The 17100-nt window shown below is 38.5% G+C and carries 10 protein-coding genes and 2 tRNA genes; 4 read left to right on the plus strand and 8 right to left on the minus strand.

Annotated elements, in window-relative coordinates:
• Positions 1-28 precede the first annotated feature (28 nt).
• On the plus strand, positions 29-3133 hold the full coding sequence (locus JIV24_RS08390) for a PAS domain-containing hybrid sensor histidine kinase/response regulator (RefSeq protein WP_200464585.1): 3105 nt from the start codon (positions 29-31) through the stop codon (positions 3131-3133).
• Here the strand turns inward: JIV24_RS08390 and JIV24_RS08395 are convergent.
• The 6 genes from JIV24_RS08395 to JIV24_RS08420 all read right to left on the minus strand — a co-directional run bounded on the left by JIV24_RS08395 (position 3128) and on the right by JIV24_RS08420 (position 11542).
• The gene (locus tag JIV24_RS08395) at positions 3128-4777 is read right to left on the minus strand and encodes a carbamoyltransferase C-terminal domain-containing protein (protein WP_200464586.1); all 1650 of its coding nucleotides are present in this window, start codon (positions 4775-4777) and stop codon (positions 3128-3130) included. The two genes, JIV24_RS08390 and JIV24_RS08395, sit on opposite strands and share 6 nt — an antisense overlap.
• A 5-nt stretch (positions 4778-4782) precedes the next feature.
• Positions 4783-5763, minus strand: coding sequence for a DUF6427 family protein (locus tag JIV24_RS08400; RefSeq protein WP_200464587.1), 981 nt, complete (start codon positions 5761-5763; stop codon positions 4783-4785).
• Positions 5764-5831: 68 nt separating this feature from the next.
• Positions 5832-7100, minus strand: coding sequence for a phosphoribosylamine--glycine ligase (gene purD / locus JIV24_RS08405; RefSeq protein WP_200464588.1), 1269 nt, complete (start codon positions 7098-7100; stop codon positions 5832-5834).
• Positions 7101-7195: 95 nt separating this feature from the next.
• On the minus strand, positions 7196-7816 hold the full coding sequence (locus JIV24_RS08410; RefSeq protein WP_200464589.1) for a polysaccharide deacetylase family protein: 621 nt from the start codon (positions 7814-7816) through the stop codon (positions 7196-7198).
• A gap of 3 nt (positions 7817-7819) precedes the next feature.
• Positions 7820-10894 carry a glycosyltransferase family 117 protein gene (locus JIV24_RS08415; protein WP_200464590.1) on the minus strand — a complete coding sequence of 1025 codons (3075 nt, stop codon included), beginning with the start codon at positions 10892-10894 and terminating at the stop codon, positions 7820-7822.
• A gap of 216 nt (positions 10895-11110) precedes the next feature.
• The gene (locus JIV24_RS08420; RefSeq protein WP_200464591.1) at positions 11111-11542 is read right to left on the minus strand and encodes a hypothetical protein; all 432 of its coding nucleotides are present in this window, start codon (positions 11540-11542) and stop codon (positions 11111-11113) included.
• A 122-nt stretch (positions 11543-11664) separates the two neighbouring features.
• On the opposite strand from JIV24_RS08420, the gene JIV24_RS08425 reads away from it, so the two are divergent.
• A complete protein-coding gene (locus JIV24_RS08425) occupies positions 11665-12183 on the plus strand; it encodes a C40 family peptidase (RefSeq protein WP_200464592.1) in 519 nt (172 codons plus the stop codon).
• Between the two features lie 67 nt (positions 12184-12250).
• Here the strand turns inward: JIV24_RS08425 and JIV24_RS08430 are convergent, their stop codons facing one another.
• Positions 12251-15193 (minus strand): glycosyltransferase family 117 protein, encoded by a 2943-nt coding sequence (locus JIV24_RS08430; protein WP_200464593.1) that lies wholly within the window; start codon positions 15191-15193, stop codon positions 12251-12253.
• Positions 15194-15428: 235 nt separating this feature from the next.
• Here JIV24_RS08430 and JIV24_RS08435 point away from each other — a divergent pair.
• A tRNA-Gln gene (locus JIV24_RS08435) sits at positions 15429-15499 on the plus strand.
• A gap of 45 nt (positions 15500-15544) precedes the next feature.
• Positions 15545-15615, plus strand: a tRNA-Gln gene (locus tag JIV24_RS08440).
• Positions 15616-16250: 635 nt separating this feature from the next.
• Here JIV24_RS08440 and tsf read toward each other — a convergent pair.
• Positions 16251-17075: a translation elongation factor Ts gene (gene tsf, locus JIV24_RS08445; RefSeq protein ID WP_200464594.1), complete on the minus strand. Its 825-nt coding sequence runs from the start codon at positions 17073-17075 to the stop codon at positions 16251-16253.
• Positions 17076-17100: the final 25 nt, after the last annotated feature.

Consider the following 17100-nt stretch of genomic DNA (forward strand, 5'->3'; position numbering starts at 1 on the left):
AATTCTATTTTTAGGAAAATTCATTTCTGTGAGCAAGCGAAATAAGAACCTCAAGCTATCATATTTTAAAGAGCCAATCATAAATAAGTTATACTTATTGTTGGCTATATTTCTATTGACCATTGCCACAATTCTTATCATTGAAAATTACTTTGATCAGTCATATAGTTCACGGTATAGGAGTTCAATTGAAAATCAGGAAAAATTATTAAAGCTAGAAAATCTACTCAATCAGAGCTTGTTAAAGCTTAATTTGGCATTTAAATCATACTCATCAGTCAATCTTACGAAGGCCTTAGAAAATAACGATATCGAAATTGAACAGCTAACTACCAAGAGTAAGGCAATTTTGAATGTGATCGATCAGGGTGGAGTTATCGAGGATGTAAGGCCGGTAAAAGATTATTCCAAAGATTCAATTACAATTAGGATACACTATTTGGAAGATGAATATACCGGTACTATAACAGAGGTGAGTGAGCTTATACCGATTATCGACGATTTATATAATCAGTCTACACGAATATCGGATCAAGTATTAAAGAATATTACGGTACATAAGGGAGAAAATGAGCATTTAAAGAGTAATGTTGAGCAGTTAATTAAGGGAGCCACTCCCGAATTTGATCGCATGTTGGAAATTGAAAATACCATTGCTTACGAGATTAATAAACGATTGGTGAGTCTTAATAACAAGGGTGTTACAGTTTTAAATAAGTATAATAATCTGAAGTATACTTCGCTGATATTCTTTACTTTATTCGTTATTTTTCTTTCTTATTTTTTATTCTCACAAATAAGAAGTGTTATTCTGTACCGTAAAAAGGCAGAGGAAAATAACAAAAAACTGATTCAGGCAGTAGAGCAAAGCCCCATTTCAATAATGATAACTGATACACAGGGCAATGTTGAATACGTTAATAAAGGTTTTAAGTCCTTAGATAGTTATTCGAAAAGTGAACTTGAAAGTGGCAATACAAACTTTTTTAAGCTCCAGAATGAAAAGAATGAACTAGCTGACGTGTTATGGCAAACCATTCAGGAAGGCAATGTGTGGCAAGGCGAAATATCAAGTACTAAAGAAGATGGTAATGTCTATTGGGAAAAAGTATTGATATCTCCGGTGTTGAGTAAAGACAAAACTATCTCGAATTATGTGGCAATTAAGGAAGATACGACCGAGAAAAAACTATTAACCGAATCCTTAAAGGAATCGAACAAGGCGCTATCAACCATTACGGATAATCTTCCGGTAGGTGTGATGATTGTAGATAAAGACCGACAGATAATTCAGATTAATAAAACGGCCTCAAAAATAATGGGCTTCTCCAGCGGCGATGAAGCTCTAAAGCACTTAACCAACTCGTCGTACGAAGATTTATTTCATACCAATAAAAAAGAAGAGTATACTGATGCGCAAACCGGTGTAAATGTAGCCTCTCTTGAAGAGCTTTTGGAGATAAAAGAAAACAATGTATCACGAGAGATTCTAAAGAATATTATACCAATTTCACTAGAGCAAAAAGAAGTATTTCTTGAAGCCTTTATGGATATTAGTGCTCAAAAGGAAATTCAAAAGAAAGAGGCCGAATCCAATAAGGCAAAATCTGAATTTCTGGCCAATATGAGTCACGAAATTCGAACACCTATGAATGGGATAATCGGCGCAACTGAGTTATTGGCAAAAACACGTTTAAGCAAAGAGCAGAAAAATGTGGTGTCAATCATCGGGCGTTCGTGTGATAACCTTCTGAACATTATCAACGACATTTTAGATTTCTCTAAGATTGAGGCAGGAAAGATGAAGATAGAATCTTATGCTTTTAATTTACGTTCGACCGTTGATTATTTGATGGATCAGATGTCTTTCCGTTCTTTAGAAAAAGGCATTGAGATATTAAATGATGTTGAAGATACCATCTCTCCCGTGCTTATTGGAGATGAAAGTAGACTGATACAGGTTTTGGTTAATTTAATGGGTAATGCCGTTAAGTTTACGTCAGAAGGTGAAGTGGTACTTAAAGTCGAAATAGAACAGCAAAAAGGTACCAATGTTGTGTTGCATTTCTCAGTTGAGGATTCAGGTATTGGCATCCCTAAAAATAAGCTTGAGAAGATATTTGAATCGTTTACTCAAGCCGATGGTTCAACCACACGTAAGTTTGGTGGTACTGGCTTAGGAACCAGTATTTCTAAAATGCTGGTTGAACTAATGGGGGGTAAAATATGGGTCGAAAGTCCGAATCCAAATTTTATGTGGTCTAAAGAGAATCCGGGTTCGGTATTTCATTTTACCTTACCATTTGTGATCGACAAGAACCATAAAACTCTGGAGTTGAATACTCAGCAATTTTCACACATTAATGCATTAATTGTTGATAATCATAAAACGAACTTATTATTGCTGAAGAAAACGCTTAATAATTGGCAGATAAAATCGGATACGGTTAATGATGAAAAGTCAGCATTAAATGTGCTCGAAAAAGATTCGAAGTACAACTTAATGATTATTGATAGCCATGTGTTTAGTAAGGCAGATGATAATTTTTTAAAGACAGTAAAGCGTAAGCAAAAGAATATTAAAATCATCTTGTTTTCATCTGAAAACAGGTGGAAGAACCCAGAAGAATTTAAAGGGGTTAATACTGTGCTGCAAAAGCCGGTAAAGCATACCGATTTATTCAGTAGTATTGAGAAGCTATTGGTTGAAGGAAAGGGCGAAGTAAGCAGCGCTGATGCTCAGGTGGCTGAGTTGAAAGAGCGTATTAAAGATAAACAGATATTATTGGTTGAGGACAACATCATAAACCAAAAAATTGCGGAAAAGATGTTATCACGACTAGGTTTGCAAACTAATATAGCCAACAATGGGCAAGAGGCTGTTGATATTCTCACAGGCGACGAAAGCGACAAAATTGACCTTGTTTTTATGGACGTTCAAATGCCTGTATTAAATGGCCTGGATGCAACCCGTAAACTAAGGGAGGAGAAGGTTGAACTACCAATTATAGCTATGACTGCCAATGCTCTTAAGGGTGATCGTGAAGTATGTATTGAAGCTGGTATGAACGATTATATAGGTAAGCCGGTAAAGATGGATGATTTGGAAGCCATTATTGATAAGTGGTTATAATTTCTGAAATTTCCCGTTAATAACAAGGCCATCTAATTTCATGTTTTTTGCCGATTTTATTGCACCCTCAGAATTATGAACGATTGGTTCTCCACGTACGTTAAATGAGGTGTTAATTAGTGCTTTAACGTTGTATTTACTATCCAGGTGAGATAGTAATGCAAATATATAGGCATTGTCGTTCTGTTCGATTGTTTGAATGCGCGATGTTCCATCAACATGAACTACTCCCTCAATTTCGGCTTGTTTGGCTTTCTCAATCCTAAAATCGAGTAGCATGTATTTTGCAAGATGATGGATTGACTTTATACCAGTGAAATAGCATGCATTTTTAGTCAGCATAATGGGAGCAACAGGTCTATACCATTCTCGCTTTTTGTGCGCCATGCTTACTTTATCGGCTAGTTTTTTACTATTGGCTAATGCAATAATTGAGCGATTACCTAAAGCACGTGGGCCAATTTCACCTACGTTATTGCAAATGGCCACCACTTTGTTTTGGATGAGAGCTTCAGCACATGCTTCGATATCCTGCGTTGTAAATTCGCATGTTTCCTGGGCTAATTGCCAATTGTTCAGATAAGGTGAATGGGTTTCGATATGACCATGTTTATACCATTCGAGCATTGCAGCCCCTCCAAGCGATAGACCACTATCTTCGGTGCACGGTGGAATATAAACATCCTTAAACAAGCCTGATTCTACAATCTCGGTGTTAGCCACAATATTAAGTGCTGAACCACCAGAGTAATACAAATAATCGAATTGTCCTATCTGCCTTAGTTGTTGCAGTTTGGTTAATATCTCTCGCTGAAAGATGCCTTGCATGGTTGCCACAATGTCCTGCAAGAAATCATTATCCTGATTAAGGTGTTTGATGTCTATATTGAAGTCAGTTTTAGCGGCTTTAAAAAAATTCTTTTTACTACCCCAAATATCTGTGAAGTAATTATGAGTTACCAGCCAGTCTTCTATTTCACGGCGGTAAGTACCATAGGCTGCCAGTCCCATCATTTTTCCTGGCACACTGTTTTGCTCTTTAAATTTGGCGCCGATGATGCCAAATACAAGCGCATTGGCGTTAAATAATCCTGATAAATATTTAAAATCCCAGTGGTGTTCAATCGGTTTTAATTGCTTATTAACATAGCTAAATGCCGAAAAGTTGCTTAAGCTACCGCCACCATCGAAATGGACTAATAAGCTATTGTTATTAAAATTGCCGTAAAAAGGCAGGCACGCACCCATATGTGCCAGCTCGTGATTGATGGCATAAGCTTCTTTTTCTTTATCGAGCCACCAGCATCGCCCTTTTTCTGGGCTTGCCAATAAGCTGTTGTGCAGTGGTGCTTCAAAACGGAAGCGGCCGCACGACGATAAAAATGTTCGTCCGACCACATTGTCTGTAAATGCTAAATCGTAATCTGTATTTTTTAATAAACCTTCCTTTTTAAGAATGTCATAGAGCTGTTCGTGAAGGGTGTTATCGTGCTTCTTACGTGTTAAGCGTTCAAGTGAGAGGTGTTTAATGACTTTGCCCTTATCCATTAAAGTTATGGCATGATCGTGCACATAAAAAGGTGTTTCACTATTGATACGATCCTGTATGCCATAAATGGCCAGGGTTGGCTTACTGGTATCCATGTTAATTAAATAAGAAATTGGGCTGCAATGGTACACACCATTAAAATCAAAAGAAGTAACTCCTGAATAAAGCGACGGCGGATAAGGGAAAGGAATCGACCAACGATGATGGCGGTTCCTATTGCCCAAATGGGCATAACTTCTAACGAGTAATATGGTGTAATAGCGGCCACAATACATAAGGTAATGAGCCAAATGAAAATGCGGTAATGCTTGCGTGTAATGATTTTAATGGCCGGCAGTATTCTCACAACCGACAGGATGGAGATAAATACCAGAAACATGATTAAACCATTGTATAATTGCGAGTAGAGTGTGTGTTCAAAAAAGGCAATGGGCGAAATGAAATTTTCATATGCTGTATCGGTAAACCAACTTGAATCATCAAACCAAAAAAAGTAAGCAAATGAAAACAGATAAGGCAATATTAAACCTAAAACAGATGCGATAAAGGACCGCATATTCATAAGGCGCAGAATAAACATTATCATCCACAATAGGATAATAAAATAGATGCCTTTAGCATAAAACAGGCTTCCTAATGACAACCAAAAGGTGGCTTCGAAACACCATGTCATTGGTTTTCGCTCTCCTGAAGCTACAAATAATCGCTCTATAGAAAGCATTAGTAGCGGCGTATAAAACCAGACAGGATGTAGCTTTTGAGTCATTAAATAGCCACTAACCAAAAGTATGTAAACAAATCCTGGTAAGTTGGTTTGCCCGTTAAAAAGGGTATAGCGATTAACGATTCGATTAACGCTAAACATCATAATTAGCGCAATTAACATGCTAATAATTGATGCCAGAAAATGATTACCCTTTAAAGTATTAATAACCAATTCCCAAAGTGGCATAGGGTTATTATCATAAGGGAAGCTTGGAGCTTGATCAAATAAAAATGTATTGGTCCAAAAAACAATTAGCAACAAAGGCATAAGTGCCAGGGCAACAATGTCATTTCTATTGAATACTCTAAAAAGCATAATCAAATAATAGCTAATTGTTAGTGGTCAGTAGCAGTCGAGCTAATAACCACTAACGTTTAATGTTTTTATAAGTCAAATCCGATATCAGAACGGAAATATTTGCCTTCAAAATCTAAAGATTGAGCATTGTTAAATGATTGCTTTAATGCTTCATCTTTATCGCTGCCGTATGCAGTTAGGGCAATAACACGTCCTCCGGCCGTTACTACTTTGCCATCTTTTTCTGTTGTTCCGGCATGAAAAACAAGTCCTTCCTTAATTGCCTCCAGGCCTGTAATCTCTTTTCCCTTCTCATAAGAACCAGGATATCCGCCAGAAACACACATGACGGTTGTGGCGCTGCGCTCATCAACTTCAATGGTTTTTTTGCGCAATTCGCCAGCGGCAACAGCTTCAAATAAATCAACCAAATCAGATTTTAAACGCGGAATAACAACTTCTGTTTCCGGATCGCCCATACGTACATTGTACTCGATAACTTGCGGTTCGCCTTCGACACTCATTAAGCCGATAAAAACAAAACCTTTGTAGGGAATGTTGTCTTTTGCTAATCCTTCAACAGTAGGTTTAACAATGCGATCATTAACTTTTTTCATAAATACACTATCGGCAAATGGAACTGGTGAAACAGCACCCATGCCTCCCGTATTTAATCCTGTATCCCCTTCGCCAATGCGTTTGTAATCTTTGGCTTCAGGTAATACCACGTAGCCGTGTCCGTCAGTCAAAACAAAAACAGATAGCTCAATACCACTAAGGAATTCTTCAATGACAACAGTGCTCGATGCATCACCAAATTTGCCTTCCAGCATTTCTTTCAATTCAATTTCGGCTTCAGATAAATCGTCTAAAATAAGTACACCTTTACCGGCAGCCAGACCATCAGCTTTTAAAACGTAAGGAGCTTTTAGTGTTTTCAAAAAAGCTAAACCTTCTTCGAGGTTAGATTGGGTAACGGATAGATAACCAGCAGTAGGAATGTTATGACGTATCATGAAGGCCTTTGCAAATTCTTTACTGCCTTCAAGTTTTGCACCTTCTTTTCCTGGTCCAATAACAGGAACATGAGCTATTTGAGGATCATTAAGCACGAAATCCTTCACACCTCTTACTAATGGTTCTTCGGGACCAACAACTATCATATTGATTTGCTTGTCCAGAACAAAGGCCTTAAGCGCCTCAAAGTCGTTTGGATTCATGTCAACATTTGTTCCAACAGTGGCAGTACCCGCATTGCCAGGAGCAATGTATAATTGTGCTAATTTTTCACTTTGTGCCATTTTCCAAGCTAAGGCATGCTCACGTCCTCCGGAACCTAATAGTAAAATATTCATGTCAAATCTGTTATTAGCAAGGTAGTAGAAAGGCTATTTCTAATCCTTGCTGATTTCTATGTATTGGTTGTTAATGTAATTTCAATCAATAAAATTTACATCTCTAATTTCTTAAACTGATACCCTTCTTTTAATAATTGATCCAAAGCGGCTGGAAGTGCATAGTGCATTCGTTTCCACGCTTTTTTCGAATCATGAAAAAGCAATATAGAACCTTCGCGTGTATTGTTTAAAACATTATTCAATACATCGTGCTGACTCAGGCGTGCATCATAGTCCATTGACAATACATCCCACATAACAATGTGTTTAAACTGATGCTTAAGTTCAGTCATATACCACGGATATAGCTGCCCGTGTGGCGGACGAAACAATCCGCCAGGAATAAATGGCTTTGCTTTTTCAATATTATCAAAATACTCTTTGCGCGAACATTTCCACGCAGGTAAATGGTTGTAGGCATGATTACCCACACTGTGCCCTCGCTTCAAAAGCTCTTGCATTAAGTGAGTGTTATTATCAGCATTTTCGCCTACACAAAAAAAGCTGGCTTTAATTTTATAGTCGTCAAGAAGGTTCATTACCCAAGTGGTTTCTTTTTCAACCGGGCCGTCATCAAAAGTCAGGTAAAGAGTCTTGCCTTCGCCCTTAGCTCTCCACAATGTATGAGGGAAGAGCTTTCTTAAAACTTCTGGTGGTTGAACCTTCCAACTCATAATTTATTCACCAAAGAAACCCATACGTCTGATGTTTTTCTCGTAATCCTTCTCCAGGAATTTTATTAAATCCTCACGATTATATCTTTGAGCGGTCTTAACAATTTCCATGTAAATGGCCATTGCTGTTTCAGGATCGCGTCCTGCAGTAGCTCTTTTATAGTCGGGCAGTGAGTTAAAATAGTCCATCTCCTTTAGTCGGTCGTTGGCTAATTCTTTTAAAATCTCTTCACCCTTTTCAAACTCATTAATTCGGAAATAACCTTCGGCCAGGAATATGCTGAAATAGTTGTGAGGCACACGCTCTCCACTAAGTACCTCCATGCTTTTATCCAGTATATTTTCAGCTCTGTCAGCATCACCTTCATCAATTAAAGCATTGGCCAGTCTCGATAGATTGTTTCTGATATTCGTAGCCATGCGCAGATGATTCTCATCAAGGTACACATTAGGATTATCAAAACCACCCCACTTAAAGTCTTCCATCACATTCTGGTACATACGCTCAGTATCAACCCGACCAAACTGACCATCCATATTTGTGGTCTTAATAGGCACCACCTGATAAGCAAAACCTTCAAGTTGGAAATAGTCTTCAAGACTCACATAGTTATCGGTACCTACTGTAACTGCAAAATAAACAGGACGCTCCCAATCGTTGTTTGACATTAAATCCAGAATCATTAATTCATTCTTTAGGATCATGTCTTTCTGTAGGTTAACTTCTACCTTGTTTGTTAGTAAGTGGGCAGCCTCTTCAGATACGATACCCCTCTGTAGCACTTTTAAGCTATCGGCCGGGATCGTAAATTGTTTAGATGGCAGATATTCCAAATAACCTGCATATTCAGGAACTTGTTTCGTTTTTGGATTATCACTAGCCACAAAATCAATCGCCTCCTTTAGATCGATTGAGCCTTTAATACGATCGAGTAGGTATACCACATCACGACTACCAGTTACATATTGATCGTGCTCAAGTGAGAATGGCATCGGATCTGATTTATATGCTTTTCGCTTCATCTGGTCGATGTACCATTCAGTTTGTAAATAACTCAGGTTACAAACACGAACATCTGTGCGAATACCTTCCACCTCTTGTGCATACCACAGTGGGAAGGTGTCGTTATCGCCATTTGTAAATAAGATGGCGTTATCGGCACAACTATTCAGGTAATTGTGGGCCAAGTCGCGTGCAACATAACGTTCAGAACGATTGTGGTCATCCCAGTTTTCGTTGGCCATGATGCCAGGAACCAATACAAGAGATACACCTGTTGCGATGCTGGCGGCAACCGATCCGGGAACGAATCGTTTAATGCCGTCTACAATGGCTAGCACTCCCAAGCCAATCCAAATGGTGAAGGCATAGAATGAGCCGGCGTAAGCATAATCTCGCTCACGCGGTTGTAGTGGCGATTGATTCAAGTACAATACAATGGCTAATCCGGTTAGGAAAAACAGTAACATCACTATCCAAAAACCCTGTTTGCCATTTTTTCCAGCATTGTATTGGAATAGCAGACCTGCAATCCCAAGTATTAGCGGTAATAGGTAGTATTTGTTGCGGGCTGGATTATTGGCATACACATCTGGCAAAAGTTCTTCTTTGCCTAATCGCGATTCATCAATGAATTTAATTCCTGTTATCCAATTTCCTTTATGTATTTCACCATGTCCCTGGATGTCGTTCTGGCGTCCGGCAAAATTCCACATGAAATAACGGAAGTACATGTGGTTTACCTGGTAATTCATGAAGAATTTAAAGTTTTCCCACATTGTTGGAATTTCAAGGGTGCTTGGTCTGCCAGTTTCATCCTCCACTGTTACACGTTTTCCGTTAAAGTTTGTCCAACGCTTATACTCGCTAATATGTCTGCCTTCACGGCTATACATTCGAGGAAATAAAGTGGTGGTTCGATCGTCAAAAACATATTCAGGACGATGATCAACTGTTTTATATTCACCATCTTTTTTAATGCGTACAGGCGTTCCTTTTTTATTTCGCATCGCTTCACGATCGAGTGGCGAATTAAAGTTTTGTCCAAAGAACAAAGGACGATCGCCGTATTGCTCACGATTCAAATATGACATCAATGAGAAAACATCCTCAGGTGAATTCTGATCCATTGGCGGGTTGGCAAATGAACGAATCACAATCATCGCGAATGATGAGTAACCTATCATGATAACTGTAACGGCCAGAATGATAGTATTGGCAATTACGAGTTTCTTTTTATATGTAATCCAGATTCCAGCTACTAATGCACCTAAAAGTAGTAACATGTAAAAGATAGCTCCCGAGTTATATGGTAAGCCAAAACCATTTACAAATGCTAGTTCAAACCAACTCGCTACTTTAACCACACCAGGGATAATACCATATAATATTCCACCCAAGATAACAGCTGAGATAGCCAGTGCTTTAAGGGTATTGTTACGGTTTACTTCATACATTTTAAAATAGTAAACCATTACAATGGCCGGAATAGCCAATAAGTTAAGGAGGTGAACACCAATTGACAAGCCCATTAGGTAAGCAATCAGAATCAGCCATCTGTTAGAGTAAGCTTGTCCGGCTACATTTTCCCATTTAAGTATAGCCCAGAAAACCACTGCCGTAAATAAGGATGACATGGCATAAACCTCACCTTCAACAGCTGAAAACCAGAATGTATCTGAAAAAGTATAGGTCAAAGCACCAACTAGGCCGGCGCCCATTACAGCCCATGTTCTCCAAATTGGAGGCTCTTCTTCTGTAATAAATATTTTTTTAGCAAGATGTGTAATTGTCCAGAACAAAAACATAATGGTGAGTGCACTGGCAATTGCCGACATCATATTAATCATAAAAGCAACGGATGATGGGTCAGGGGCAAATAGCGAGAAGAAACGTCCCATTATCATAAAGAAAGGTGCTCCCGGAGGGTGACCCACTAATAGTTTGTATGAAGTTGAGATGAATTCGCCACAATCCCAGAACGATGCTGTTGGCTCAATAGTCATTGTATAAACGGTGGCCGAGATAAAAAAAGTTAGCCATCCGAGTATAAGGTTCAAACGCGTATATTGCTTCATAATTACATTGTTTCAATATAATAAGTTCACCTTTTGTGTGATAATAGTGAACATCTTTTTTGACAAGTTCCAAAAATACAATTTTTTGTTTGTTTGGCCTTTACAATAATTGCAAGATAACGCGTATTGCCTAAATAACTTTTCAGATAAAATGTAAAAACGAAAAAAGCCTGCAAAATTTGCAGGCTTTCATTCAAATATTGTAACTGAATTTGATTAATCGGTGTGAGTAATGCTCATCTTTATTTCATACGGATGATAATCTGCACTATCGTATTCATCAACCACTATTTCAAATTCAATATTGTCACGTGTTGAGCTCCAGGTTCCTTCATTTATTGACTGACCTGAATTCGATTGATGACGAAGTTCCATATCGAACTTTTCTTCAAAGGCTGTTTTTACCTTTTGAAATTCATCTTCAGTGATGCTTCTTATGTGATCGCCTTCAGCAGGAACGCCTTCTAGGCGATAAACTTCACCGTCTTCGTTCAATTCTGAAGTGAAATAATAATCTTCACCAACAATGACTCTTGTTTGGCCTGTTTCGTTAATTCCATCAATGGCACCGTATTTTGATATGTTTATTTGAGCTGAGGCACCAATCGTAATTAAGATTGTAAATAAAGCTATTGTAACTCGTTTCATGGTAATATGTGTTAATTGTTGTGTTGTGGAGAAGCCAATAAATGTGCCAGATAAAAGGTGCTATTGTTAATTAAGCCTAATTGCTGTATTTTTCTAATAAATTATCCTTTACATTAACTGATATGATTATTAGATACTTTATAATACTGTTTATTGGTCTGTTTCTTATTTCCGTTTCATCTGAGGCACAAAAGAAAAGATATAAACGACAGGTTAAGAAATATAAGAAAGCAGGTATTGAAAACCCTATTAATACCAATGAAGTAAAGCCCGAAGAGGTGATGACCTCTGCTCGCTATTTTTTAGGCGTTCAGTATAAAATGGGCGGAACAGGGCATGATGGCCTCGATTGTTCCGGATTGATCTATGTTAGTTTTGAAAAACATGGGATACAAGTTCCGCGTACTTCAACGAAGCAAGGGCGAGTAGGGAAGTTTATACCGTCTATTAACCGATTACAATATGGCGATATGGTGTTTTTCCATATGAATTGGAATCGAAAACAGTTGGTTAATCATGTTGGCTTTTATTTGGGAGGCATGGAGTTTATCCACGTTTCATCTTCTAAAGGTTGTACAATTTCAAGGCTCGATGATGAGTATTGGAAAAAAGGCTTCTTGTTTGGAACAAGAGTTTGGTGAAGACTACAATATTTAAAAAATAAGGTGCCATTTTCGATTCGAATATGACACCTTATTTATGACTGTATTAGGCCTCTAAGCCTAATTGTTCGTACACAATTTTTAATTGATCACTCATAGCCGGATTGTTGATTGTATCCAACACCATTTTAACCAGGTGGCCTTTTTCAACCTCGCGTTGAAAGGTGCTTGCCGCGGCTTGTTGGCTTTTTCGATCTAATGAGGCATACCATAGCAGGTTATTTAAGTGGCGTTGCAGCAGAAAGTTTGCCAGATGTTTGGCATCTTCTTCAAATCCACAAGTGTATGCCAGATGAACCAAAGGTAAGTTGCCACTTACATCAGGTGCTACATCAATAGGAAGCTCTCTGAGGCTTTTCTCAATCACTTTTTTAGCTTCCTCCGCTCGGCCCGTTTCAAGCAGTTCGGCTGCCAATAAATTGCCAATTTGACGATACTTAATGACGTCAAAGGTACGTCGACAGTAGTGGTCGTAATAACTGTTACTGCCATCGCCCAAATCGATTTTATTTAAATAAGTATCCAGAAGGATGTCTGTTTCAAAAAAGATGGGCATCTCAGTACTTTGGCTATATGGCATTAGTTTATAAACGAAACCATCGTATCGTAAGTGTTTCTGTAAGCCTAGGAAAATTTCCGGGTCGGCACCAATCGTAAAATAGATGGGGCGCTGCCAATTGTTGTTGGCAATTATATCAAGTAAGGCAATGTCATTTTTATAAAGCACTCGCTTGGTACACTGCCATTTCAGTGTGTCTTGCTCATCAAAAGGTAGTAAAAAACGATTGACAGGCGAAAAATCAACTTTCATTCCATTTTGCAATGGAAGTTTAGATGATTCCTTGGTGTCGCCTATAAAACGAACAACACTGTTTAGGGGTGCATATTCTTTGCTTTGCTCCAGTAATAAAGCATAGTCCAGATTGCCGGTTTTGTATCGCTCTTGCTCAATGCTCAATGTCAGGCCACTGGTTTTATTAACGGCCTTTTCTAATTGTTTAATGCACCAATCAGCTCCCATTAAGCCATAGTTAACTACACGTACATCGGTTCTATACCCTTCAACTTCCTGAACATACCACAGTGGATACGTATCGTTATCGCCGTAAGTAAATAAGATGGCATTAGGGTCGCAAGAGTTTAAGTAACTACGAGCTTGGTTCAATGCAAATTCTCGTTGTGAGCGATTATGGTCATCATAATTCTGACTCAGCATTAATAATGGCACAGCCACCGTTATCAAACCAATGCCAAGGCCTGTTGTTATGTAGCTTTGAGATTTTCTGTAAATGTATTCGGCTATGCCAAATGCACCAATAGCGATAAAAATGGCATAAGTATAGAAGGAGCCTACAAATGCATAATCACGTTCGCGAGGTTCAAAAGGTGTTTGATTGAGATATAGAATTATTATTGGACCTGTCATCAAAAATAGCAGTCCGATAACGGCGAGGTATTTTTTGCCAGTATTACCCGATTTCAGGATGAATAAAATGCCTATCAGACCCAATAAAAAAGGTAATAAGAAATAAGTATTGCGCGAAGGGTTATTGTCAGCAAGGCCATGCTTATGTGAGCCTTCAATGCGCTTATCGAGAAACGAAAAACCGGTTATCCAATTGCCTTTATGTATTTCGCCATGGCTTTGTTCATCATTCTGTCGACCTGAGAAATTCCACATGAAATATCGAATGTACATGTGGTTTATTTGGTAGTTAAAGAGGAAGCGCAGATTTGTAATAAATGAGGGCTTTTCGGTGCTGGTAGCATCGGCACCTGCCCATTGCTGATAGCCATACTTATGCGTTTGACTACTGCTGTGCATCCTCGGGAATATGCCGCAGCCATCATCGTCATACTCGTAGTTGTCCGATTTTTTGTATAACTCGTATTGGTCGCCATTTCTACGGTAGGCATCTTTGTATTGTAAATCGCCGGTTTGCGTATTGTAATACTGACCATAAATCAGTGGGTTTTGAGCATACTGCTCGCGATTTAAAAAGCTATCAAGCGAAAAAACATCCGATGGATCGTTTAAGTTAATAGGGGTATTGGCATCAGCTCTGATAATAATCATCGCATACGATGAGTAGCCAATCATAAAAACCAGCGAGATCACCGCAATCAGGTGTTGCCAATTGTTTTTTGTTCTTGTTTTGAAAACAGCATAAAACAATCCGCCGAATACGATGATAACAAAAAGAAGTAAGCCTGAATTAACCGGTAAGTTAAACGTGTTTACAAACAATACCTCAAGCTTACCTGCCAGCCATAGTCCATTTTGAATTAACCCGAACAGTAGTATGGCTAATATCGTAGCACCAATCACTAATGATTTGACGAGAATGGTCCATGAGAATGACCTTTTTCGTAAAGCAATAAGTAATATTAATACAGGAATGATTAATAAGTTTAGCAAATGAACACCAACAGAAAGGCCGGTGAGGTAGGCAATTAAAATTAGCCATTTCAAACCAGAATCAGATTGTTGTTTGGCTTCATCCCATTTAAGAAATAGCCAAAAGCACAAGGCTGTGAAGAATACTGATAAAGCATACACTTCAGCTTCCACGGCAGAAAACCAAAAGGTATCAGAAACAGCAAATGTTAATGCGCCAATAGCACTAGTTGCTACAATTAGCAAGTATGACTTTGTTGACTCAGTGTATTTTTGATAAGTGCTTCGCAAAATGTGTTCGGCAGAAAAGTATAATAACATTACCGTGCCTGCCGAAGAAAATACTGATAGCAGATTCGCGGTGTAGGCGATTTGTGAGGCGTCAAGAGCAAACAAGTTAAGGAGCCGTCCGAGTAACAGGTAAAAAGGAGCACCTGGAGGGTGTCCTACTTCCATTTTGGCCATGCAGGCTATGAATTCGCCACAATCCCAAAGGCTTACGTTAGGAGCCATAGTGCTCCAGTATAGTATTGTAGATAGTATAAATAGTGTCCAGCCAACAAGTAGGTTGATTTTCTTTGATGTAGCCATGGTTTATTAGTATGATTAGCACCTAAAGATAGTTTTATGAATCGTAGAACACATGTTTTAGCTTTGATAATTGCAGCCAGGTTGTGTAGATTGACAGGATTGGATTATTTCTAATAATCGAAATACCTGAAACAGACAGCCTAAAAAGGATAGCGCAATAATTTTAATTAAATTTCTTGCATTGAAAAAAAAACTCTCTATCTTTGCATCGCTTTTGAAATAAAAGCATGGGTATTGTCTCATGGTGTAATGGTAGCACAACTGGTTTTGGTCCAGTTAGTCCGGGTTCGAATCCTGGTGAGACAACGACTTAACCTCCTTAAAAGAAGGGGGTTTGTTTTTTGTCTTGATTGTCTCATGGTGTAATGGTAGCACAACTGGTTTTGGTCCAGTTAGTCCGGGTTCGAATCCTGGTGAGACAACACCCGAAGAACCTCTCAATATATTGGGAGGTTTTTTTATGCTCAAAATTCTCATGTTGGGTGTCAATTAAAGAGGAGCAGTTCCAATTTCTGGGTCTAGTGTAAATTCATCAATAGTATTTTAAATAGGGCTTATCTCTTCATAAAAGTTTGTGTTGTACGCAAGTAGTTGATTGATGTACACAACAAAAAATGATATAGAAGCAATTGTACTGAAGAAATGAGTTGCTATCAGGTTGTTATACGCAATAAAAACATCAACGGAAGGAATTTTAGAATCATTAAATATGATTAGCATGCAGATTAGCGCAACTAATATAATTAAGGAAGCAAGCTGCCGGACGTTTTAATTAAATAGCCTGCTGTTTTAGGTAATAATAAATGGGTTTGGCGCAAGTATTCTTTGTTCTCTTTATGGTGTAGACTAAAACTCAGATTATGTAAGAAGTGCTTTAGTTGGTGAGTTATTTAATAACTCTTTTCATAACAGAAGCTGGTGTGAATTGAGGCTGGTGACCTTGAGTTAAGTTGTCACATGGACACCAGAATTGAGTGAAGAGATAACTCATTAGGATAGAATTGCAAAGAAAAAGGGGAGCCGTTTGGCTCCCCTTTTTATATAAAGTAGATATCTACTAGCTTAATCCGTAACGTTTGAAGTCAACTGCTTTCAAACCTTTGCTTGCTCCATCAAGGTATTGTTTGATAGTCATTTTGTTGTCTTTAACAAACGCTTGTTCCATCAAAGTGCTTTCTTTGAAGAATTTGTTCAAACGACCCATTGCGATCTTTTCCAACATTGCCTCAGGCTTACCTTCTTCGCGAGCTTTTTCTTTACCAATTTCTAGCTCTTTTTCTTTAACGTCAGCAGGTACGCTATCAGCGTCGATTGCTACAGGTGCCATAGCAGCAGCTTGCATAGCTACGTCTTTAGCAACTTGCTCATCAACACCCTCCTGGTTGAAACCAACCATTGTAGCTAATTTGTTACCAGCGTGAATGTATGCAACAACTGAATCAGCAGAAATAGCTTCGAAAGCAGCTAAATCAAGCTTTTCACCAATTACACCACTCTGCTCAGAAACAACCTCAGAAACTGGACGACCGTTTAATTCTAACGCTTTTAAAGCTTCTAAGTCAGCTGGATTTTCAGCAACAGCTAAATCAAGAATTGACATTGCGAAGTCAACATAGCTTTCGTTTTTAGCAACGAAGTCAGTTTCGCAATTAAGTACGATTAACGCACCTCTTTTCTTGTCAGCAGTAACTTTAGCTAAAACAACACCTTCAGTTGCTTCGCGATCGGCACGCTTGCTAGCAATAGCCTGACCTTTTTTACGGATGATATCAACCGCTTTGTCGAAATCGCCTTCAGCTTCTGTTAATGCTTTTTTACAATCCATCATACCGGCACCGGTACTTTTTCTTAGTTTGCTTACGTCAGCAGCAGTAATAGCCATGATATATATATTTAAAGTTGTTAGA

Origin of the sequence: Carboxylicivirga marina (assembly GCF_016612505.1) — a bacterium.
Classification (GTDB): Bacteria; Bacteroidota; Bacteroidia; order Bacteroidales; family Marinilabiliaceae; genus Carboxylicivirga; species Carboxylicivirga marina.